16 protein-coding genes and 1 riboswitch are annotated in these 18,121 nt (G+C 53.9%); of the genes, 10 read left to right on the top strand and 6 right to left on the bottom strand.

From position 1 onward, the window contains the following. Nucleotides 1–88: 88 nt before the first annotated feature. The 4 genes from J3349_RS09455 (at nt 89) to J3349_RS09440 (ending at nt 4,951) form a co-directional block, all read left to right on the top strand. Nucleotides 89–1,426, top strand: coding sequence for a potassium transporter TrkG (locus J3349_RS09455; RefSeq protein WP_207677232.1), 1,338 nt, complete (start codon nt 89–91; stop codon nt 1,424–1,426). A gap of 11 nt (nt 1,427–1,437) precedes the next feature. Further along, on the top strand, nt 1,438–2,085 hold the full coding sequence (locus J3349_RS09450; RefSeq protein WP_015565003.1) for a TrkA family potassium uptake protein: 648 nt from the start codon (nt 1,438–1,440) through the stop codon (nt 2,083–2,085). Between the two features lie 279 nt (nt 2,086–2,364). Then, nucleotides 2,365–4,248, top strand: a complete 1,884-nt coding sequence (locus tag J3349_RS09445; protein WP_207677248.1) for a DUF4118 domain-containing protein — start codon at nt 2,365–2,367, stop codon at nt 4,246–4,248. Next, entirely contained in the window at nt 4,241–4,951 is a 711-nt protein-coding gene (locus J3349_RS09440) for a response regulator transcription factor (RefSeq protein WP_005926942.1), read from the top strand. The genes J3349_RS09445 and J3349_RS09440 overlap by 8 nt, the downstream gene beginning before the upstream one ends. Nucleotides 4,952–5,265: 314 nt before the next feature. Here the strand turns inward: J3349_RS09440 and J3349_RS09430 are convergent, their stop codons facing one another. The 3 genes from J3349_RS09430 to J3349_RS09420 form a co-directional block, all read right to left on the bottom strand. Further along, nucleotides 5,266–5,421 carry a hypothetical protein gene (locus tag J3349_RS09430; protein ID WP_242699598.1) on the bottom strand — a complete coding sequence of 52 codons (156 nt, stop codon included), beginning with the start codon at nt 5,419–5,421 and terminating at the stop codon, nt 5,266–5,268. A 215-nt stretch (nt 5,422–5,636) separates the two neighbouring features. Beyond that, nucleotides 5,637–8,720 carry a glycoside hydrolase family 2 TIM barrel-domain containing protein gene (locus tag J3349_RS09425; protein WP_207677231.1) on the bottom strand — a complete coding sequence of 1,028 codons (3,084 nt, stop codon included), beginning with the start codon at nt 8,718–8,720 and terminating at the stop codon, nt 5,637–5,639. A 114-nt stretch (nt 8,721–8,834) separates the two neighbouring features. Beyond that, on the bottom strand, nt 8,835–10,205 hold the full coding sequence (locus tag J3349_RS09420) for a glycoside-pentoside-hexuronide (GPH):cation symporter (protein ID WP_207677230.1): 1,371 nt from the start codon (nt 10,203–10,205) through the stop codon (nt 8,835–8,837). 249 nt (nt 10,206–10,454) lie between these two features. On the opposite strand from J3349_RS09420, the gene J3349_RS09415 reads away from it, so the two are divergent. Then, a complete protein-coding gene (locus tag J3349_RS09415; protein WP_207677229.1) occupies nt 10,455–11,318 on the top strand; it encodes an AraC family transcriptional regulator in 864 nt (287 codons plus the stop codon). 124 nt (nt 11,319–11,442) lie between these two features. Here J3349_RS09415 and J3349_RS09410 read toward each other — a convergent pair whose 3' ends face one another. After that, the gene (locus J3349_RS09410) at nt 11,443–12,351 is read right to left on the bottom strand and encodes a DUF4300 family protein (protein ID WP_242699597.1); all 909 of its coding nucleotides are present in this window, start codon (nt 12,349–12,351) and stop codon (nt 11,443–11,445) included. Between the two features lie 622 nt (nt 12,352–12,973). Continuing rightward, nucleotides 12,974–13,183, bottom strand: coding sequence for a hypothetical protein (locus J3349_RS09405; protein ID WP_158401247.1), 210 nt, complete (start codon nt 13,181–13,183; stop codon nt 12,974–12,976). Between the two features lie 185 nt (nt 13,184–13,368). On the opposite strand from J3349_RS09405, the gene J3349_RS09400 reads away from it, so the two are divergent. The 4 genes from J3349_RS09400 to J3349_RS09385 all read left to right on the top strand — a co-directional run bounded on the left by J3349_RS09400 (nt 13,369) and on the right by J3349_RS09385 (nt 16,348). Further along, entirely contained in the window at nt 13,369–14,202 is an 834-nt protein-coding gene (locus J3349_RS09400; protein ID WP_242699596.1) for a pyridoxamine kinase, read from the top strand. Nucleotides 14,203–14,208: 6 nt separating this feature from the next. Beyond that, nucleotides 14,209–14,715, top strand: coding sequence for a tRNA (cytidine(34)-2'-O)-methyltransferase (locus tag J3349_RS09395; RefSeq protein WP_207677227.1), 507 nt, complete (start codon nt 14,209–14,211; stop codon nt 14,713–14,715). After that, nucleotides 14,706–15,596, top strand: coding sequence for a DegV family protein (locus J3349_RS09390; RefSeq protein ID WP_207677226.1), 891 nt, complete (start codon nt 14,706–14,708; stop codon nt 15,594–15,596). Before J3349_RS09395 ends, J3349_RS09390 begins: the two co-directional genes overlap by 10 nt. Nucleotides 15,597–15,711: 115 nt before the next feature. Beyond that, nucleotides 15,712–15,813: riboswitch (PreQ1-III riboswitch) on the top strand. Between the two features lie 7 nt (nt 15,814–15,820). Further along, nucleotides 15,821–16,348: a QueT transporter family protein gene (locus tag J3349_RS09385; RefSeq protein WP_015564872.1), complete on the top strand. Its 528-nt coding sequence runs from the start codon at nt 15,821–15,823 to the stop codon at nt 16,346–16,348. Here the strand turns inward: J3349_RS09385 and J3349_RS09380 are convergent. Next, nucleotides 16,326–16,613, bottom strand: a complete 288-nt coding sequence (locus tag J3349_RS09380) for a hypothetical protein (RefSeq protein WP_207677225.1) — start codon at nt 16,611–16,613, stop codon at nt 16,326–16,328. The genes J3349_RS09385 and J3349_RS09380 overlap by 23 nt on opposite strands. On the opposite strand from J3349_RS09380, the gene J3349_RS09375 reads away from it, so the two are divergent. Beyond that, entirely contained in the window at nt 16,612–17,934 is a 1,323-nt protein-coding gene (locus tag J3349_RS09375; RefSeq protein ID WP_347564997.1) for an MATE family efflux transporter, read from the top strand. The two genes, J3349_RS09380 and J3349_RS09375, sit on opposite strands and share 2 nt — an antisense overlap. Nucleotides 17,935–18,121: the final 187 nt, after the last annotated feature.

Genomic DNA, 18,121 nt, shown 5'->3' with positions numbered 1-18,121 from the left:
GAATCTTTATACTTCTACAATTTTCTTTACGGCTCCTTTATCTATTCCATGCTAATCTTTATGCACACGGATAGGTAAAGGAGCTTTTATGATTCAATATCCTCGTTACAGGCAGCACCGTTTTTCTTCTTTTCAGGTCATTATTGCAGGTTTTGCGGCAGTTGATCTGGTGGGCGCGTTGCTTCTGATGCTTCCAATCGCTGCACAGCAGCGGTGCGTTACACCGTTCCATGAGGCGCTGTTTACTTCCACCTCTGCCCTTTGCGTGACCGGGCTTGTGGTTCAGGATACCGGCAGCTACTGGTCGGCATTCGGGCAGAGCGTAATTCTTCTTCTGATCCAGATCGGAGGATTGGGTGTCATTACGGTAGGCGCTGCCTTTGCGCTGCTTTCCGGGCGAAAGATCTCCCTCAAGCAGCGCAGCACGATGCAGGAAGCTACGGCTGCCCCGCAGATGGGCGGCATCGTGCGGCTGACAGGCTTTATTCTGCGGATCACTGCCCTGTTTGAATTGGCCGGTGCTGCACTGCTGCTGCCGACATTTTGCGCCGATTATGGTTTGCGCGGGATCTGGTACGCATTGTTTCATTCCATTTCGGCGTTCTGCAATGCCGGCTTTGACCTGCTGGGAACAGAGGGTGCAAAATTTGTTTCGCTGACACGGTATGCAGGAAACCCATTGCTTACCACAGTGATCGCGGCCCTGATCGTCTTTGGCGGCCTTGGTTTTCTGACATGGGAGGACATTTGTACATATCGCCTTGATTTTCACCATTATCGGATGCAGAGCAAGGTGATCCTTGTCACAACGGCGTTTCTTCTGGTACTGCCGGCGCTGTACTTTTATTGTTTCGAGTTCACGGCAGGCTCTGCCCGACAGCGCATTTTATTGTCGATGTTCCAATCCGTCACCCCCCGTACTGCCGGCTTTAACACCGCCGATCTTGCTGCGATGGGCAGCACTTCACAGGCATTGATGGTGGTTCTGATGCTATTGGGCGGTTCGCCCGGCTCCACGGCAGGCGGCATGAAAACCACAACATTTGCCGTTCTGCTGGCCAATATGTGGGCAACCTTCCGCCGCAGAGAAGATGCCGAATTTTTCGGGCGGCGCATAGATGGTTCCGCGGTCAAGAATGCTGCTACGATCGCAGGGATGTATTTGACGCTGTTCTTCCTCGGAGCCTTTGTCATTGCTGCGGCTGAGCAGCTGCCGATGTCAGTCTGTTTGTATGAAACTGCATCGGCTGTGGCAACGGTAGGTCTGACATTGGGCATCACGCCGCAACTGGGGGTCCTTTCGCAGGGGGTGCTGATTGCACTGATGTTTTTGGGACGTGTTGGCGGATTGACGTTGATCTATGCGGCATTTGGCAGCAGCCCTGCCCACTCTCGTCTGCCGCAGGAGAAGATTGCAATCGGATAAAGGAGACAAGTATGAAATCGATTCTTTTGATCGGGCTTGGCCGTTTTGGCCGCCATATTGCGCAGGAACTGAATGAGCTGGGTCATCAGGTCATGGCAATCGACAGCAATGAGGACCGTGTGAACGCCGTGCTTTCCTATGTGACGAATGCACAGATTGGTGACAGCACCAGCGAATACTTTCTGCGCTCCCTTGGTGTCGGCAATTTTGATGTGTGTATCGTAACCATCGGCGGCAATTTTCAAAGCTCACTGGAAACGACATCACTGCTCAAGGAGCTGGGTGCAAAGCTTGTGGTCTCGCGTGCAGAGCGGGATGTACAAGCCAAGTTCCTGCTGCGCAACGGTGCGGATGAAGTGGTCTACCCGGAAAAGCAGCTGGCGAAGTGGGCAGCGATCCGATACAGCTCCGAACACATTCTGGATTATATCGAGCTGCAGGACGACCACGCCATCATGGAAGTGACCATTCCGCCGGAATGGATGGATCGTACGATCGGTGAGATCAATATCCGAAAAAAGTATAACATCAACATTCTTGCACTGAAAAAAGACGGAAAGCTCGATATGAACATCACGCCGGATACGCAGCTGTGCCGGGATGAAAGTATGCTGGTTTTGGGAAAATACGCATCGATCCAGAAGTGTTTCCGGCTCTAAAAAGATAGGACGGATCGTATGGATGTCGCTTTGTTATTGATGGTTCTTGGAGTCATGTTGAGTGGTTTTTGGGCAGCAGATGCGCTGGATCACATGCGGAAGGAGATCATTCGACAGGAAGGAAAAAGACGTGGCTGGTGGTCGTGACCATCAAATTGTGCTATACTGTGGGCAAGGCAGGTGATCTTTATGAATCAGAACGACCCTCCCACTGAACATATTCTGGCGTGTCTGTCGTCCTCTCCCTCCAATGCAAAGATTGTGCGGACGGCAGCAACGATGGCAAAGGCGTTCGGCGGGACCTTTACAGCTCTGTATGTCCGGACTCCGGATTCGGATCAGATGGGAAAAGAAGACTGTCGGCGCTTGCAGCAGCACATTCGTATGGCAGAGCAGGCAGGTGCCGACATTTCTACGATCTACGGAGATGACATTCCACAGCAGATCGCAGAGTTTGCCCGGATCTCTGGCATTACAAAAATCGTACTGGGGCGCTCCAGCGTACATCGCCGCCATTTCTGGAGTGGACCGTCACTGACTGAAAAATTGACGCTGACTGCGCCTAATCTGGATATTTATATCATCCCGGATGCTTCTGCAGAGAACGGCTACGGTTCAGGACGGAAGCTGTTCATCCGTCCGCTTCTCCCCTCTGTCTGTGATCTGCTGATCACCGCAGGCATCCTGAGCTGCATCACGCTCATCGGCTTCTTTTTCTTGCAACTGGACTTTGCACGCTATAATATTATTATGCTCTATATGCTGGGGGTGCTGTTCACCGCATTGTGTACCAGCGGTTACACCTGCGGTGTGCTGGGCTCCATTGCCAGTGTTGCGCTATACAATTTTTTCTTGACGGAACCGCGCCTGACATTCCATGCGTATGACCCCGGTTATCAGGTCACATTTGCCCTGATGCTGACCTCTGCAATCATTACCTGTACGTTGACGACACGGCTGAAGGATCATGCAAAAATGTCTGCGCAGGCAGCATTCCGGACAAAAATACTGTTTGATACGAATCAGCTTTTACAGAGAGCAAAAAGCGAGGAAGAAATCCTCTCTCAGACAGCGTCCCAGCTGATAAAACTGCTGAACCGGAGCCTGATCGTCTACCCGGAACAAAACGGAGGTCTTGGTTCAGAACAGTTTTTTGGGGTTGACGGGGAAACGGCGCAAAACATCTTTTCTGCACCGGAAGAACGGGATGCAGCAAATTGGACATTTGCAAACAAAAAGCGTTCCGGTGCAGGCACGGATAGCTACCCGGACGCAAAGGGACTTTATCTTGCACTTCGGACCGGAGGCGGCGTGTTTGGAGTGGTTGGGATCGACCTGTCTGAAAAACCGCTGGATGCCTTTGAAAACAGTGTGCTGCTCTCCATTCTGGGCGAAGGTGCGCTGGCCATCGAAAACCGCAGAAACGCACTGGAAAAAGAGCAGGCAACAGTGCAGGCAAAAAATGAAGAGCTGCGGGCAAATCTGCTGCGCACGATCTCCCATGACCTGCGCACCCCGCTGACCTCCATTTCCGGCAATGCCAGCAATCTGCTTTCCAACGGAGAAACGCTGGATACAGAGACCCGGAACAAGATCTGCACCGATATTTTTGACGATGCGCAATGGCTGATCGGTCTGGTGGAAAATCTGCTTTCCATCACCCGCATTGAAGATGGGCGGATGAATCTGCAGATCTCGCCGCAGCTGATGGACGAAATGATCGAAGAAGCATTGCATCATGTCAACCGGAAAAGCTGCGAACACACCATCACAACACAGTATGGGGACGAGATCCTCCTGGTCAATGTGGATGCACGGCTGATCATGCAGGTCGTTGTCAATCTGGTGGATAACGCCATCAAATACACCCCCGTGGGTTCGGTCATTCAGATTTCGGCTTACCGGAAAGACCATCAGGTCGTAGTGGAAGTTGCAGATAACGGTCCCGGCATTCCGGATCGCGCAAAAGCACAGGTGTTCGAGATGTTTTATACCGGGCAGAGCCGCATCGCAGACAGCCACCGCAGCCTTGGACTGGGCTTGCCCCTCTGCCGTGCAATCTTGACGGCTCACGGCGGAACATTGACCCTGCGTGACAACATTCCCAATGGCAGTGTCTTTTCCTTTGCATTGCCGCAAAGTGAGGTGAATATTCATGAATAAGCCGTCCATTCTGGTCGTAGAGGATGATGTTCCTGTACGGTGTCTGATCACAACGACCCTGAAAACCCACGGCTATAAATATCTGACTGCTTCCAACGGGGAAACGGCGATCATGATGACTACCAGCCACAATCCGGACATCATGCTGCTGGATCTTGGGTTGCCCGATATAGACGGCATCGAGGTCATCCGCAGCGTCCGCACATGGTCGAACCTGCCCATCATCGTCCTGAGTGCCCGGAGCGAGGATTCTGATAAGATCGAGGCACTGGACAACGGCGCAGACGATTATCTGACAAAGCCGTTTTCCGTGGATGAGCTGCTGGCAAGACTGCGTGTAACGCAGCGCCGATTGAATCTGCTGGCTTCTGACGGTATAAACAGCCCGGTTTTTGTCAATGGTCCTTTGAAGATCGACTTCTCGGCAGGCTGCGTCTGGCTGAGCGAGAATGAATTGCATTTGACCCCCATCGAGTACAAACTGCTGTGTGTGCTGGCGCATAATGTGGGCAAAGTGCTGACGCATACCTCCCTCACGCAGAAAGTATGGGGCAGTACGCAGGAAAATGACATTGCTTCCTTGCGAGTTTACATGGCATCCCTGCGCAAAAAATTGGAACGATACCCGGATGCGCCGCATCTGATTCAGACCCATGTTGGTGTCGGATACCGGATGCTGCGTGCAGAAAATGATGAAGCATAGTAAAAAAAACAGGGTGCGCCCCTGAATAGGACGCACCCTGCCATCGCAATTCACGATTTGATTCGTTGGCAACAACCATGAATTGCATATCGCAAACAAGTTGTTGAGAATTGCACTGCTTGTAAAACTTGCGATTAAAGCCACAGACAACAGCGATATGTACAACAGGGAGTTCCCCGGCGGGAACGCTCTGTTTCTCTTTGCTGGGGGTGTGATGAGCCTGCTCCGCCTGCCATAGGCAAGCTCGCGTTTGCGCAGCGCAGCGGAGCAATGAAAGCCCCAGTGGGGCTTTTAAGCGACCGAACGGTCTTGCGTTAGCAAGATGGAGGAGCCTTCGCCCCGACAAGTGACCGCTGCCCTTCCTCGCTGTTCCAGCAGGCAAGGATGGCCGGGTAGAATGCCCGTGCCAGACGGTCGATGACTTCATCGGGATAAGGGGAAGTATTTGTGGACTTTTTCTTTTTGTTCAAATGCACGCTCCTTTGGACATCGGTAAACAGCATACCATATGCCCAACGTATGCGGCATTCATGTCACAACGTAAAGCAAAAAGCTCTAGGCTTAACCCCTCTTCTTTGCGGATCTTTCTGATCCGCTCTCCAACAAGGGATGCTAGTTCGGCTGGTTCAGATTCAGGCTGATCTTTCGCTTTTTTCACAGAGAACACCTCATTTGCGGGCAATCATCAGATGCCACGGAACGTAAAGGTGAACTCCACAGGCTTGGTTACATCGGGAATATACTCCGGGTGGACATTGGCACCCCAGCTGTCATCACCGCCGACGCCCATCTGCTCGCCGATGGCACGAATCACCGTGTAATGGACCGGGGGCAGCTCGTAGGGATGCTTGGCACTCTCCATTTCATGGGGAGTGTAGGGCAGCGCAGAGAAAAACATGGGCTTTGCGGCATCTGCGGTAAACAGCAGCCCGCGACCCTTGCGGTCCACTACCTTTGCCCAGCGCACAGCGGTCTTTGCACCGCACTCCTGCGGCACAAGGTACTGTGCCATGTTGTCTGCGACCTTGTTCTGGTAAATGCCCAGCTTTGCACCATACTGACGATCCCAGTAGGTCTCCGCAGGGCCGTTTCCGTACCACTCCACCGTGTCGTAGTCAGCGTCAATCTTGAACAGTACGCCGAACTCCGGCATTGCTGCAAGTCCTTCCACCGGGTCATAGTGCAGGGTGGTCTGGATGCGGCCATCACCGAACACACGGTACTGCAGGCTGCACTCTGCTGCGGGGCTGGTCTGGAGGTTATAGAGATAGGTCACGACCACGCTGTCGGCTTCCACCTCGCAGGTGGGGTTCTGGAGGATGGTGCCGCCATGAACAGACGGAATCTCCTTGCCGATGCCCTTGGCGGTAGCGTACAGGCTTGCCAGCTTCCACTGACCGCGAACGCCGCCCATGTTGTTGCCGCAGTCGTTGTCGGTGGGAGCGCGCCAGAAGTTGGGACGGGGAATCTCCTGAATCATCTCTTTGCCGGCATAGCGGTAGGAAGTCAGACCGCCATTCAGATCGGAGAACAAAACATCGAAATTCTCACCCCGGACACCGATGTTGTGTGTACCGTGCGTAACGGTAAACGGCGTGACCTTCTTGCTGGGAATGGAACGGACCACAGCGATCACACCCTGTCCAAAGGCGACTTCATGGCCCTTCTTTGCCCAGCTGGTGTCCTCCTTCAAACGGAAGCTGATGGTCACTGCATATTCACCGGGGAGCGCAGGAACCATAAACGGCAGCGGGAAGCTGGAACGCTCTTCGGGAGCAACATCAATATGGGTCAGTTCCTGCTGCTGATACAGCTTTCCATCGCGATGCAGCAGAGCAACGCAGTCGAAAGCATCCGTAGAGGTGAACAGGTTCTTGTTCCAGACTTCGAAGCCAGAGTTGTCGATGGAAACGGCGATGTTCTGATAGCAGAACTTGACCTCCTGCATCTTGGGAGAAGGAGCGCGGTCACCACCGTAGGCAATGCCGTTTCCGCTGAAATTATAGTCGGTAGGACGCTCGCCGAAGTCGCCGCCGTAGGCTTGGAACCACTTGCCGTAGCGGTCTTTTTTCCAGATGGACTGGTCGATGTAATCCCAGATAAAGCCGCCCTGATAGCCGCAGTCCTTCTGGTCGGCAAGTTCCGTGTACTTGTGCAAAGCACCGTTGGAGTTGCCCATAGCATGAGAATATTCGCACTCGATATAAGGCCGCTTATCGCCCTGTGCCAGATACTCTTTAATGTCCTTCACAGTGCTGTACATATGGCTCTCGATATCGGTGGTTTCGAGGAAGCGGGGATCATTGACCACACCTTCGTAATGCACCAGACGGGTGTCATCAAAGCGGCGGACCATCTCTGCCATCTGGAGCAGGGTCTCACCACCAAACGATTCGTTGCCCAGAGACCAGATCAGAACAGCAGGATGATTTTTGTCACGCTGGTAAGTGGAATTCATGCGGTCAAACAAGACAGCTTTCCACTCCGGCTTATCATTGGGCAAAACGCCCTCGATGCCGCGAATGCCCGCCTGATGAATGTCCCATGTGCCATGGGATTCCAGATTGTTCTCTGCGATCAGATACAGACCATACTCGTCGCACAGGTCGTACAGTGCATCCTGATTCTGGTAATGGCTGGTGCGGATGGCATTGATGTTGTTCTGCTTCATGGTGATGATATCCCGAAGCAGTTCCTCATGGGTGTGTACGCCCACAGCACGACCCGTAATGGAGCTGAACTCATGACGGTTGGCACCCTTGAACACGATGCGCTTGCCGTTGAGCAGCATCCGATTGTTCTTCAACTCGAACTTGCGGAAACCGACTTTCTGCCCAGTCACCTCTACCAGATGGCCTGCATCGTCCAGCAGCTCAATTTCCAGTTCATACAGAGCCGGGTCCTCTGCACTCCACAGGTAGGGACTCTCCACCGCATGGCTGAACAGAGCAGAGCCGCCGTTCAGTGCGATTTTTTCGGAGAACACTTCCAGCTCACTGCGGCGCAGGGTCAGACGAGCTGCGCCCTTACCCTCCACCTGCAATGCAACTTCCAGCGTGGAATGAGTAAAATCATCCCCTGCAAACAGCGTTTTGACGGATACATCTTCCAGATGCACGGTGGGGATGGCGTACAGCCACACGCTGCGGAAGATGCCGGAGAAGCGGAAGAAGTCCTGATCTTCGCACCAGCTGGAGGAAGTCCACTTGAACACCTGCACAGCAAGTTTGTTTACGCCCGGCTGGAGATAGGGAGTCAGATCGAATGCGTGTGCGGAGAAGCTGTCCTCGGTGTAACCCACATAAGACCCGTTCAGCCAAAGAGCCATGCCGCTTTCCACACCCTCGAACTCGATGTGGACGGGCTTGCCCTGCATGGATTCCGGCAGCTCGAAGTATTTTACATAGCTTGCCACCGGATTGAACCGCTGCGGGATCTCACCCGGCTGTACTTCTTCACGGCCATCCCACGGATACTGAATATTCGCGTACTGGGGAATGTCGTAGCCCTCCATCTGGATGTGTGCCGGAACATGAATGTCATCCCAGCCGCTGCAATCGTAATCCGTCTTTTCAAAGCCGGGGATGGCACTGGTGTAGTTCTTTGCGTAGGCGAATTTCCAGATACCGTCCAGCTTCAGCGCCAAAGAAGAGGAGCCTGTCCGATATTCTTCGCGGGAAGCGTAAGTACGGAAACTTGCATGAGCATTCAGCACGTTTTCCTTGAAAAAGGTGGGGTCTTTTACTTTTGCAAAATCAAATGCAGCCATAGTATTTCCTCATTTACCTTTTATAATTTTATAATATTTCTCCAGCCTCCCCGGAGGAATCGCTGGATTCCTCCGGGGAACAGCAGATGAAGGAGAAATGATAATGGCTTGTTATCAGACTGCTGCACGCAGTTTTTCATTTGCTTCTTCGACCTTCATACGAGAGAGAATGAAGGTGATGATGGCATCCAGAGCAAACGGAATCACCAGATACATGATCTTCAGCATATTGATGCAGGAATCCGGCTGAACGGTCAGAGCGCTGTCAAAATGGCTTGCAGCCAGCAGCCAGCCGGTGATGGCAGTACCCAGACCGCCGCCCAGCTTCACACCGAGAGAAGTGCAGGAGTACATCGTGCCATCCACGCGCTTATGCTTCGTCAGCCAAGTATATTCAGAGCAAGCAGCAATCACAGCGTTCATATCGCCCTGCCAAGGACCCTGACCAAGAGCTGCGATTGCAGTAAAGAGCAGCATCAAGGTCACATTGCCGCTGCCCATGTAACCAGCTACAGCAACCAGTGCACGAGAAATCGTTGCCAGAGTATAGCTCATTACATTCAGCTTATACATTCCATTCCACTTTGCAACCAAGGTCGGGGTGAACACCAGTGCGATGATCAGAGGAATGTTGATTGCCCAAGAGAATACACCGAACAGATTCTGGTTGCCAAGGATGTAGGTTGCATAGTAGGTACCCATGCTGATCATGGCACCGTAGATCTGCTGCAAAATGTAGGTGACGCAAATCATCATATAATATTTGTTACCAGCAAGCAGCTTTGCAGCCTGAACCAGATTGTACTTTTCGTCCTGCTCGATTTCCTTTTTGTCGGTGGTATCCACCAATTCGCCTTCCGGCAGTTCCTTCACGGAGAAAACGGAGAGGGTGTTGACAAGCAGACCGATGATGGCGTAGATGATTGCAACAGTGCGCCAACCGGCAGCACCACCGCCCAATGCCGTAACAGCACCCAGCGTGATGGACTGGATGAGCAGGCTGGTGGCAAAGGCGAACATGAAACGCCAAGAACCCATCTCGACCTGTTCGGCACTGTTCTTCGTGACGAGAGCAGTCAGTGCAGAGTAAGCAATGTTGTTGGCAGTGTAGAATACAGCGTTCAGCAGAGTATATGCGATCAGGAACCATGCGTACTGTGCAAACTGTCCCAGATTGGTCGGGATGGCGAAAATTGCCACCAGCGTAATGGCACAGCCAATGTAGCCGTACAGCATCCAAGGACGGGCTTTGCCCATCTTAGAATGCGTTTTGTCAATCAAAGAACCAAAGAAAATGTCCGTCACACCGTCCAGCAGTTTGGAAACTGCAATCAGAGTGCCGACAATACCGGGGTTCAGGCCAACGGTGTTGGTCAGATAGATCATGACGAAGGAGGACAGGAATGCATACACCACGTTGCCTGCAATATCGCCTGAACCATAGCCGACTTTATTATACCACTTTAGATAACGTTTCTCAGTCATTGTGCTTTCTCCCATCTTGCTTGTTTTGTGTGGGCGCGACCAATCTGCTGCGCACTTCAGACTGGAATCCTCATTACGCAAGTTGCCCAAATCTCTTGCGTTTCGTCTGAAAATATTATAGAATCTAATGGAACGAAAAGATATAGACAAGATGGAACAAAATATGCACAAAATCAAAGAGTTTGTAATTTTTTGATAGAACATTTTCCAAATCACTGTAAAATCTCTGAAGATGAGGAGGACGCAGGGATGTATTTCAACTCAGGATATTTGAACAACTCCCGTTTGGATTTCAAAGACAACTCAAAGCCGCTGGTCGTAGGCAGTTGCGGCACTTATCGCTTGAAAAAACGCCCTAAGCTACCTACTTTTTGGGCAAAGGGTCGCAGAGACTATCAAATCCTCTATGTGGCATCTGGTAAAGCACACTTCTGGTTCGATGGTGTTGAGGAAGTGGTGACTTCTGGACACATGGTGCTTTATCAGCCGAAAGAAATCCAGAAGTATGTCTACTATGTAGAAGATCATCCAGAGGTGTTCTGGATTCACTTTACAGGATATGATGTCAAAAACATCCTGAACTATCACGGAATACCATTGGACAAGCACGTTTTTTACAGCGGCACACTGCCGGATTACAAAATGCTGTTCCGAAAGATCATCCGGGAACTGCAACAATGTGAATATGGCTATGAAGACTATATTGCTTCTCTCTTCAACATCATTCTGCTTTTAGTAAGCAGGCAACAGCAGGAAAGCGAGAAAACAACTACAAGCATCCCCGAAGAAATCGAAGCCGCCGTTGCCTACTTTAACGAGAATTATAATACAAAGGTCAGTGTGGACGATTACGCAGAATCGCTGCATATCAGTACGAACTGGTTTATCCGTAATTTTAAGCAGTACATGAAAATAAGCCCTGCACAATACATCCTGTCCCTTCGGATGGTAAATGCACAAAGCTTATTGGAGAACACCGAATACAATATTGGAGAAATTGCAGAGATCGTAGGGTATGATAACCCACTCTATTTTAGCCGGGTATTCAAGAAAGAGTATGGTGTCAGTCCGGCACAGTACCGAAAGAATCTGGAAGAATCTACTGAAAAATGAGAAAGATTCCTTATAAATAAGGAGAGTAGAACCATGCCGATAAAAAATGCGATTCACAGCCAACAAGTCTACGACCCAACGGATGAATCCATCATGGCAGAGCAGGAACTTTGCATGGATATTTTCAGCTTGCGTTTTCCTGTTCGTCAAGAATGCGCCAGCCGTCCATCAGGTCTGAATTTTCCATAATAAAGGTGTGGGCGGTGTCCTGTCCCCACGAGTTGTCGTATTTCAGCATCAGATAATCGCTCAACTCGGTTCGATTTTTGAACTTCAACAAGCGATACGGCTCCTGAAAAGCGACCTTTTCGACGAAATATACCGCATCCGATGTGGGAAGCATAACGCCGACATGACCGATCATAAGAGAATTGTCCGTTTCAGAGAACTGATCGTGCAGGACCACGGAGACGAGACGGATCTTATCATCTTCTACGAAGGAGAGACCGCGTTTCTTCCATTCCTGCTGAATCGTTTTCAAATGGGTAGGAACATCGGTCGTATTAGTGGTTTTAACCGGGGCGAACAGCGCATCAAACTTTTGCCGTTCGTCGCCGCAAAGGGATTCCGGGTCAGAATCCAGTGTTTCATAGTCCATAAACAGGGTGTCCTCGGCTGAGTCAAGGTCTGCCGTGCCCGTGACAGTGATGAAATCACCGAACAGCCCACAAGCAGTGATCCGACAGTTCCAGCCGGGGAAGGTATTATATTTTTCCGTCCATGCGTCCTGCATGGAGTAAGGATCGTATTTCAGATCCAAAGGCTTGGCGTTTTCAAACCCTGTGGTGAGCCATGCCGGGTCCACAGCATTGTTGAACTTTTGCACATGATCAAAGAAGGTCTGTATCCGCAGATCGGATACGCCGGCATCCTGCAAAAGTTTGGAAAGAAGATCCTGTGTATCCGAATCTGCCAAATTGGAGTATTCGATTTGCTGAAGGACAGGCAGAGAAGTTTTTGGAGTGCAGCCCCCTGCCAGAAACGCACCGCAAAAAAGTGCAGCGGAGCAGACAAGAAAAGTTCGACGTTTCAAAAATGGTCACCTCGTTGTGTTTTTCGGAAAGTTTCTTTGAGTGCCGGAGTCTCAACCATAAGCGAAGAGAGCAACGCCGTTGGTCTCGTAACGAATGGTATCACAGATAAACAAAGAAAATCAATGACTTCTGTCGTATTTGACCATATATAATGTTGCAGTATCCATATCCCATACGGCTAACGTCCATGTGGGGGAAAGATAATGCGGCAGTTTTCTGAACGATTTTATTCATGAGAAAAGTCAATAGGTCGTAATTGCGATGTGTGTGTGGCTTTCCTCCGTATAGGATTTGAAGAGTCAGGAAGATCCATATGGCATCTTTTCCAGACCGATTTCACAGAGATAATGCTGCTCTTCTGAGATGTGCTTCTTCTTTTTCATACATTCTTTCGCTTGTATCATGCCGGGCAGATGTTCTTCGGCGGGGCTTCTTCCAAGAAAAATCACTCGTGAAGATTGAAACGGGAGTTTTATGGTACGCAGTGCCAGCAAGCAAGATGGAGGGGCCGTGCCCCGACAAGTTCGGATTTGTCCAGTTCTGCTGGCTTTTTTGCTGCAACAAAAGGCCGGGGCAGGGGAGAACCCTCTGTCCCGGCCTTTCTGCGCGATGCGGGGGCCGTCAGCCCTCCATCTTGTGCTCCACGAAGTCGCCCACCATCTTGTCCAGCTGGCTCACGGCGTGCTCGGCACCCTTGGCGATCTTGCGGGCGGTGCGGCGCATCTGGCGCTGGCTCGTGTTGGTGGCCATGACGCCGGCGGCACCCAGTGCGGCACCGGCGGCCATGCCGATCAGGAGCGGGGCGGTGGAGCTTGTGCGTTCATTTTTCATAGGAGGCACTCCCTTCGAATCAAAATTTTTGGGCTGCGAGGATAGTATTTCCGCCAAAGGATTCACTATACGCTTTTTTTGTGCAGGAAAATGTGGTATACTGTATGATATGCTGATAAACTGGGCCGGTTATGGGCTGGCTTGGTTTATGGGAAAAGGCATATTCTGCGAAGGAGGTTTCTTTTTTGCTGAAGATAACGGAACCGAAAAAAGTTCTCTGCATCCATGACCTTTCCGGTGTGGGACGCTGCAGTCTGGCGGTCATCCTGCCGGTGCTCAGCGTCATGGGCATCCAGCCGGTGGCGCTGCCCACGGTGGTGCTCTCCACCCACACCGGCGGCTTCGGGACACCGGCCCGTCTGGACGGCTGCGCCTACGGCGAGGCCGCACTGGAACATTACCGGGAGCTGGGGCTGAGCTTTGACTGCATTTACACCGGCTACCTCGGAGGCGAGGAGCAGGCCGCGCTGGCCGAAAAGGCCTTTGACCTCTGGCCCTCGGCCTATAAGGTGGTAGACCCCGTGATGGGCGACAACGGCAAGGCTTACTCTACCGTGACCCCGGCCTTCATCGACCGGATGCGGCAGCTCTGCCGCCGGGCCGACCTCATCCTGCCCAACGCCACCGAGGCCGGTCTGCTGCTGGAAAAAGAGCTGCCTGCCCAGCTGGACGAGGAAAGCGCCCGGGCGCTGGCCGATGAGTTGGCGGCGTCGGTGACCCCCAACGTGGTGGTCACCGGCCTGCAGCTGGATAAGTACATCGCCTGCGCCGGTGCAGGCCGCGACCGCTTCGTGGTCAAGAAGCTGCATATTGCCCGCAGCTTCCCCGGCACGGGCGACCTCTACGGTGCGGTGCTCATCGGCTCGCTCATCCAGGGCAACGCCCTGAGCGCGGCGGCAGACAACGCGGCAGAGTTCGTGGCGCTGGCCATCCAGAAAACGCCCTGCGACCAGGACACCCGCTTCGGCGTCTGGTTCGAGCCGCTGCTGCCCCGCCTGTGTCCGATGCGGGAGGAGTAAACAGCGATGAGTGAAAAACCGACCCTGAATATCGTTCTGGTGGAGCCGCGCATCCCTCAGAACACCGGCAACGTGGCCCGCACCTGTGCCTGCACGGCCTGCCGCCTCCATCTGGTGGGGCCGATGGGCTTTGCCATCGACGATAAGAAGCTCAAGCACGCCGGGCTGGATTACTGGCACTATCTGGACATCAGCTACTACGACAGTCTGGATGACTTCTTCTCGAAGAACGATGGGCCTTTCTACTACTTTACGACCAAAGCGCCCCAGCGCTACACCGACATCGCCTACCCGGACGGGGCTTACCTTGTGTTCGGGCGGGAAGATGCCGGTCTGCCGGAAGCGCTGCTGGCAGCCAATCAGGAGCACTGCATCCGGATGCCCATGCGGGACACCTGCCGCAGCCTGAACCTGTCCAACAGCGTCGCCGTGGGCGTATACGAGGTACTGCGCCAGTGGGACTTCCCGGAGCTGCTGGACCACGGCCACCTGCGAGACTACGAATGGAAATGAGGAACACTATGAGCAAAATCGCGATTTTGACCGACTCCTCCTGCGACATCCCGCAGGAGCTGGCCGAGAAATACGGCATCGACATTATGGGCTTCCACATCCTGCTGGACGACGAAGACATCGTGGAGCGTGAAAAGTACACCCCCGAGGAGTTCTACGACAAGATGCGCGCAGCCAAAGGCATCCCCTCCACGGCTGCCATCACCCCCATCCAGTTCTGTGAGAAATACTGCCAGTATGTGGATGAGGGCTACACCGATGTCATCCATGTCCCCATCAACCGCTCCGGCTCTTCCACCTACAACAACGCCGTCATGGCGCAGGGGATGCTGCGGGAGGAGCGCCCGGAACATCACCTGAACATCCATCTGCTCGACCCCCACACCTACTCGATGGTGTTCGGCTGGTATCTGTGCGAGATGGCCCGCAAACTGCAGAACGGCGCGGAGCTCCGCCACGTCATCAGCGAGTTTGAGACCCAGATGAACAAGATGGAGGTCATCCTCGGACCCTACAGCCTCAAGCAGATGAAGAAGAGCGGCCGCATCTCTGCCGCCGCCGCGGTCATGGGCGAGCTGATGGGCATTCGTCCCATCATCACCCTCATCGACGGCAAGACCAGGGTGGAGAGCAAGGTGCGCGGCGATGACAAGGTCATCCCCGCCATGATCGACCTGTGCAAAAAGCGCACCGAGGGCGTGGAGGACTTCGATTATATGATCGGCCACACCTCCATCCCCCAGGCCGCTGAGCTGGAAAAAGCCTGCCGCAAAGCCTTCGGCAAGGCTCCGCTCGCTACCTTCAATCTGGGCGGCGTCGTCTCGGCCAACACCGGCCCCGACACCCTTGCGCTGGTCTATGTGGGCAAGCCCCGGGACTGAGCATATCACGGAAAGACTGCTGCTGTGCGGCAGTCTTTTTTCGTATCGCCGTTGCATTCCGGCCCAAACTATGGTATAATTCTTCACGCTGTGCCTGCGGGTACGGCTCCTTAAAGAGCAACTTAGGATTTTAGGCTCCCCGGCGTGTCTCGAACCATGCCGGGCCAAACCCACGGGGGCTGGCGGTCCCCGCGCGGTCAAAATCAAACCGCTGGAGTTATACTATGAAAAATCAGAACCTTTCCGTCCGTAAACTGGCCCGCTGCGGCATGGTCGCAGCCCTTTACGTCGTGCTCTGCATGGCACTGCAGCCGTTCTCTTACGGCGCGGTGCAGGTGCGTGTGGCCGAGGCGCTCTGCCTGCTGCCCGTGTTTGGTGCCGAGTACATTTTCGGCGTGGTGCTGGGCTGCTTCCTGGCAAACCTGCTGGGCTCCACCATCGTGGACGTCATCTTCGGCACTCTGGCCACCCTGCTGGCCTGCCTCGTGACCTACAAGCTGCGGAACATCCGCTTCAAGGGTCTGGCCCTTGCGGCCTCGCTGCCCCCGGTGGTCTTCAATGCCGTCATCATCGGTATCGAGATCGCGGTGATGTTCCCGGACCCCTCTTCCAGCGCACCCCTCTGGCTGGCCTGCGTCACCAACGGTATCTCCGTGGGCATCGGTGAGCTCATCAGCTGCACCGTGCTGGGCGTTCTGCTGGTCCGCATCATCGAGGCAAGCCCGGCGGTCAGGAAGGTCTTCGAGTCCTGAACTTGATCCCTTCCGGCGGGCGGGCCTGATCGAGCAGGCCCTCTGCCGGGGCATGAAAGGCTATTTTATCGGGTTGCTCGGCCTTTCGGATGATCGATATAGAACGGCGAAGCGCCGCACGGGAAACTGTGCGGCGCTTTTTCTGCCCCTTGACTTTACAACAATGAAGTGCTTTATTATAAAGCATGGAAAGGAAGCCTGCCTGCAGTTCCGGCGCAAATTCTGATGCGCGGGGAGGGGAGAGGGCAGGCAGAACGGAATACATGGAAAAAGACCTCACCAGCGGCAGCGTGCTGAAAAACATCTTCACCTTCTCGCTGCCCTATCTGCTCTCGTACTTTTTGCAGACCCTCTACGGCATGGCAGACCTCTTCATCATCGGCCGGTTCGAGGGGGTGGCAAGCACCACCGCTGTCTCCATCGGCAGTCAGGTGATGCATATGATCACTGTGATATTGGTGGGCGTGGCGATGGGTACCACCGTCTGCATCGGCCGGTCCGTGGGTGCAGGCGACAAACAGCAGGCCGCGAAGGTCATCGGCAACACCGTCACCCTCTTTATGGTGGGCTCTGTAGTGCTGGCGGCGGCGCTGGTGGGCCTCGTGGACCCCATCGTCCGGCTCATCTCCACCCCGGAGGAGGCCGTGACCGGTACGACGGCCTACCTCACCATCTGCTTCATCGGCATCCCCTGCATCACAGCCTATAACGTACTGGCGTCGATTTTCCGGGGGATGGGCGACTCCCAAAGCCCCATGTACTTCATCGCCGCGGCCTGCGTGGTGAACATCGGGCTGGACTTCTTCTTCATGGGGGCGCTCCGCCTCGGCCCGGCAGGCGCAGCACTTGGCACGACGCTCTCGCAGGCCGTGAGCGTTTTGCTGGCCCTCTGCGTCATTTTGAAGCGCAAGAGCATCAGACTGTCAAAAAGCGACTTTTGCCCCCGGAAGGCCACGATGAAAGACATCCTTTCCATCGGCCTGCCGGTGGCGGCGCAGGACGGCTTTATTCAGGTGTCCTTCATGCTCATCACCATCATGGCGAATCAGCGCGGCCTTACCGACGCGGCGGCGGTGGGCATCGTGGAAAAGATTATCAGCTTCCTCTTCCTCGTCCCCAGCTCCATGCTCTCCACCGTGTCGGCGTTGGGCGCCCAGAACATCGGCGCGGGCAAGTACGACCGGACGGACGACATCCTCCGGTACGCCATCGCCATCGGCGTGGGCTTCGGTGCGGTGATGGCCCTTCTGATGCAGTTCATCGCCCCCAGTATGGTGCGGCCCTTCACCTCCGACGAGGCGGTGGTGAAGGGCCGGTGCGGCCTACATCCGCAGCTACATCTTCGACTGCCTGTTCGCGGGCATCCAGTTCAGCTTCAGCGGCTATTTCTGCGCCTGGGGCAGGTCGGGGCTGTCGTTTCTGCACAACACCCTCTCCATCCTGCTGGTGCGTGTGCCGGGCGCATGGCTGGCCTGCCGGTTCTTCCCCCAGACCCTCGTGCCGATGGGTCTTGCCCCGGCCTGCGGCTCGCTGTTCTCCAGCATCGTCTGCGTCCTGCTCTACCGCTGGATGAAGAGGCAGAATAAACCTACAGGGGACAAGGATTGAGTCCACGCCGAAACGTGGTACAATAATATTACCAGTGAAATACTAGGGATTTCACACAAAGAAACGAAAGAGCGCTGATTCTACTGCGCGTCGGTTGCGCGGGAGGGTGCGGACCGGTACAATAAAGCCAGAAACGGACGAAGAACGTCTGACAGGAGGCAAAAC

The sequence above is a fragment of the Faecalibacterium sp. Marseille-P9590 genome (assembly GCF_017377665.1).
In the GTDB taxonomy this organism is placed as follows: Bacteria; Bacillota; Clostridia; order Oscillospirales; family Ruminococcaceae; genus Faecalibacterium.
Note: the sequence above shows the minus strand (reverse complement) of the source record. Positions and strands in the feature narration are given on the sequence as shown.